The organism is Bacillus sp. 05T31 (assembly GCF_056396725.1).
Map to the genome: position 1 here is coordinate 1 of NZ_JBFTMA010000464.1, position 3,583 is coordinate 3,583.

Here is a 3,583-nt window from a genome sequence, read left to right on the forward strand (position 1 = left end):
AAGAGAAGACAGTGTTGGTGGTCATTATCGCATTGATTATCCAGAAAGAAATAGCGTGAAAAAAGAGATTATCCGAGTGAGAAGAAAACTACAACTTGTTTAATAAGGGGAAGAGGGGTTTTATGAATACGTTAAAAGTTAAGGAAGCATTAAATCGATTTTTTCTAGAAGATATAGGAGAAAGAGATGTAACATCTCAGCTTATCTTTCCCGATAATGCACTTGCGAAAGGAACGTTTCTTGTAAAGGATACAGGGGTATTTGCAGGGTGCTTAGTAATTGAAGAAGGATTTAAATTAATTGATCAGAGAATTGAAGTTGAACTTCATAAAAAAGATGGGGATCTTGTAGAAAAAGGCGAAATAATTGCAACCGTGCAAGGCCCAATCGCATCATTATTAACGGCAGAGCGCGTTATATTAAACGTTATTCAGCGTATGAGCGGGATAGCGACGATGACACGTAAGGCGGTTTTTGCTTTAGATAGCAGTCATACACGCATTTGTGATACGAGAAAAACGATGCCAGGACTACGTATGTTTGATAAATATGCTGTAGTATGCGGGGACGGGTTTAACCACAGATTCGGTTTATATGATGGTGTCATGATTAAAGACAATCATATTGCTTTTGCTGGCTCGATTACAAAAGCTGTTACATCGGTGAAAGAAAGATTGGGACATATGGTGAAAGTAGAAGTCGAAACAGAGACAGAGGCGCAAGTAAGAGAAGCAGTAGAGGCCGGCGCAGATGTTATTATGTTCGATAATCGTACGCCAGAAGAGATTCGTGAGTTTTCAAAAATTGTACCAAGTGCCATCGTTACGGAGGCTTCAGGTGGTATTACAATTGAAGATTTATCAAAATACGGAAAAACAGGGGTAGATTATATTTCACTTGGAGCGTTAACACATTCAGTGAAAGCACTTGATATTAGTTTTAATATTGAGGCCTAATGAGAKTGGTTTAGAGGGGGAGAATCATAAATGGGTATTTTAGAGAAAGTTCAGCCAATCGAAGTAATGTTACCAGAGCGTTATCAAATGATGTCTACATTAGAGATGGAAGAGCGTGTCCGTGAAATTAAAGAAAAAATGGGGGCATTACTATTTATTCCAGGACATCATTATCAAAAAGATGAAGTGGTGCAATTTTCAGATGCAGCAGGGGACTCGCTGCAACTCGCGCAAGTTGCAGCGAATAATAAAGAGGCAAAATATATTGTGTTTTGTGGTGTGCACTTTATGGCAGAAACGGCAGATATGTTAACGACAGATGATCAAATTGTCATCTTACCAGATATGCGTGCCGGCTGTTCTATGGCAGATATGGCAGATATTGAACAAACAGAAAGAGCGTGGAAAGAGCTCGCGAAATTATTTGGGGATACGATGATTCCATTAACGTATGTAAATTCAACAGCTGCGATCAAAGCGTTTTGTGGTCGTAATGGAGGGGCAACAGTAACCTCTTCTAATGCAAAACAAATGGTGTCTTGGGCGTTTACACAAAAAGAGCGTCTCGTCTTTTTACCAGACCAACATTTAGGAAGAAATACAGCGTATGATTTAGGTATTCCGTTAGAAAAAATGGCAGTGTGGAACCCGCATACAGATTCATTAGAGTACGATGGAGATATAGAAGAAATTCAAGTGATTTTATGGAAAGGCCATTGTTCTGTTCATCAAAACTTCACTGTGAAAAATATTGAAAATGTGCGGAAAAATCATCCGGATATGAATATTATTGTTCACCCTGAATGTTGTTATGAAGTGGTTGCTGCTTCTGATTATGCAGGATCAACGAAATATATTATTGATATGATTGAAGCAGCTCCGGCGGGAAGTAAGTGGGCGATTGGTACAGAGATGAATTTAGTGAACCGAATTATTCAGCAACATCCAGATAAAGAAATTATTTCGCTAAATCCGTTTATGTGTCCTTGCTTAACGATGAACCGAATTGACTTACCTCACCTGTTATGGGCACTTGAGAACATAGAAAGAGGAGAACAAATTAACGTTATTCGTGTAGAGAAACAAGTAACAGAAGAGGCAGTTCTTGCATTAAATCGTATGTTAGAGCGCGTTTAAAGCAGCGGGATTTCCGTTGCTTTTTTTCGTACATATAATCATAACAAGGATGAAATAGGCATACATTGTGTTGAGGAAATCATTGCGGTTTTTCTATGCTTATTCCACTTCGAATCATATTGAAAATAGAAGAAGTGATAAAAGTAAAAGAAGTTAATGTTGTTTAGAAAGTGTTACTTCAAAGTGTTTTTACTTATAGATAAGTTATACAGGAGGGGGAAAATTTGAAAATTCATATCGTGCAAAAAGGGGAGACCCTTTGGAAAATTGCAAAAAAGTACGGAGTGGATTTTGAAACGCTAAAAAAAACAAATACACAGCTTAGCAATCCAGACCTAATTATGCCAGGGATGAAAATTAAAGTGCCATCGCATAGCGTTCATGTGAAACAACAAACTGGATCGGGTTCAGCGCCCCCGAAACAATATGTAAAAGAGGTGCAGCAAAAAGAGTTTGCATCAACACCAACGCCACTTGCAATAGAAGATGAAGATGAGATCACGTATCAATCAACACCTATTACACAACAACCAGCTATGCAACAAACGCAAAAAGAAATGCAGATAAAACCGCAAAAAGAAATGCAGATAAAACCGCAAAAAGAAATACAGGTGAAGCCGCAGAAGGAAGTGCAAGTGAAGCCACAAAAAGAAGTGCAAAAAGAAATTCTGATTCAAAAAGAGAAGCCAGTTGAAAAGCCGCCTGTCATTCAAAAACCACCTGTTGTAGAGAAAGTAGAAAAACTAAAACCTACTACGAAAGAAAACACTAAATTTTCTATCAATGTATTACCACAGCCACCACAGCCACCAATTAAAGCGAAAAAAGAATATAAAATTTCAGACGTAATAAAAAAGGGAAGCGAGTTAATTGCTCCTCAAATTAATAAAATGAAACCTAACAATGTCATTTCTCCGCAAACGAAAAAAGAAAATATAGGAAACATAGTGTCACCGCAAGTGAAAAAAGAAAATATAGGRAATATAGTGTCACCGCAAGTGAAGAAAGAAAATGTAGGGAATATAGTGTCGCCGCAAGTGAAGAAAGAAAATGTAGGGAATATAGTGTCGCCGCAAGTGAAGAAAGAGAATGTAGGGAATATAGTGTCGCCGCAAGTGAAGAAAGAAAATGTAGGGAATATAGTGTCGCCGCAAGTAAAGAAAGAAAATGTAGGGAATATAGTGTCGCCGCAAGTGAAGAAGGAGAATGTAGGGAACATAGTCTCACCAAACGTATCAAAAGAAAGTGTTATTATCCCGCAAGTAATACCGCCTAATATTCAAGTGCCGAACATAATGCCAATAATGGATAACAATCAACCACCAAATATAATGCCAATAATGGATAACAATCAACYACCAAATATAATGCCGATAATGGATAACAACCAAATGCCAAACATGATGCCGATAATGGATAACAACCAAATGCCAAACATGATGCCGATAATGGATAACAACCAAATGCCAAACATGATGCCGATAATGGAT

2 protein-coding genes and 1 pseudogene are annotated in these 3,583 nt (G+C 37.9%); all 3 read left to right on the forward strand.

The annotated features are described in order from the left end of the window. The first annotated feature begins 122 nt into the window (after positions 1–122). Positions 123–956: a carboxylating nicotinate-nucleotide diphosphorylase gene (nadC, locus tag AC1DJR_RS21945; protein WP_060751101.1), complete on the forward strand. Its 834-nt coding sequence runs from the start codon at positions 123–125 to the stop codon at positions 954–956. 30 nt (positions 957–986) lie between these two features. After that, positions 987–2,093 (forward strand): quinolinate synthase NadA, encoded by a 1,107-nt coding sequence (gene nadA / locus AC1DJR_RS21950; protein ID WP_113734169.1) that lies wholly within the window; start codon positions 987–989, stop codon positions 2,091–2,093. Positions 2,094–2,317: 224 nt separating this feature from the next. Then, a pseudogene (gene exsA, locus AC1DJR_RS21955) lies at positions 2,318–3,583 on the forward strand (spore coat assembly protein ExsA); the annotation flags it as partial.

What these genes read in the sequence shown, in the direction of transcription:
- nadC (WP_060751101.1), top strand. Translation starts at nt 123, where the DNA reads ATGAATACGTTAAAAGTTAAGGAAGCATTAAATCGATTTTTTCTAGAA.
- nadA (WP_113734169.1), top strand. Translation starts at nt 987, where the DNA reads ATGGGTATTTTAGAGAAAGTTCAGCCAATCGAAGTAATGTTACCAGAG.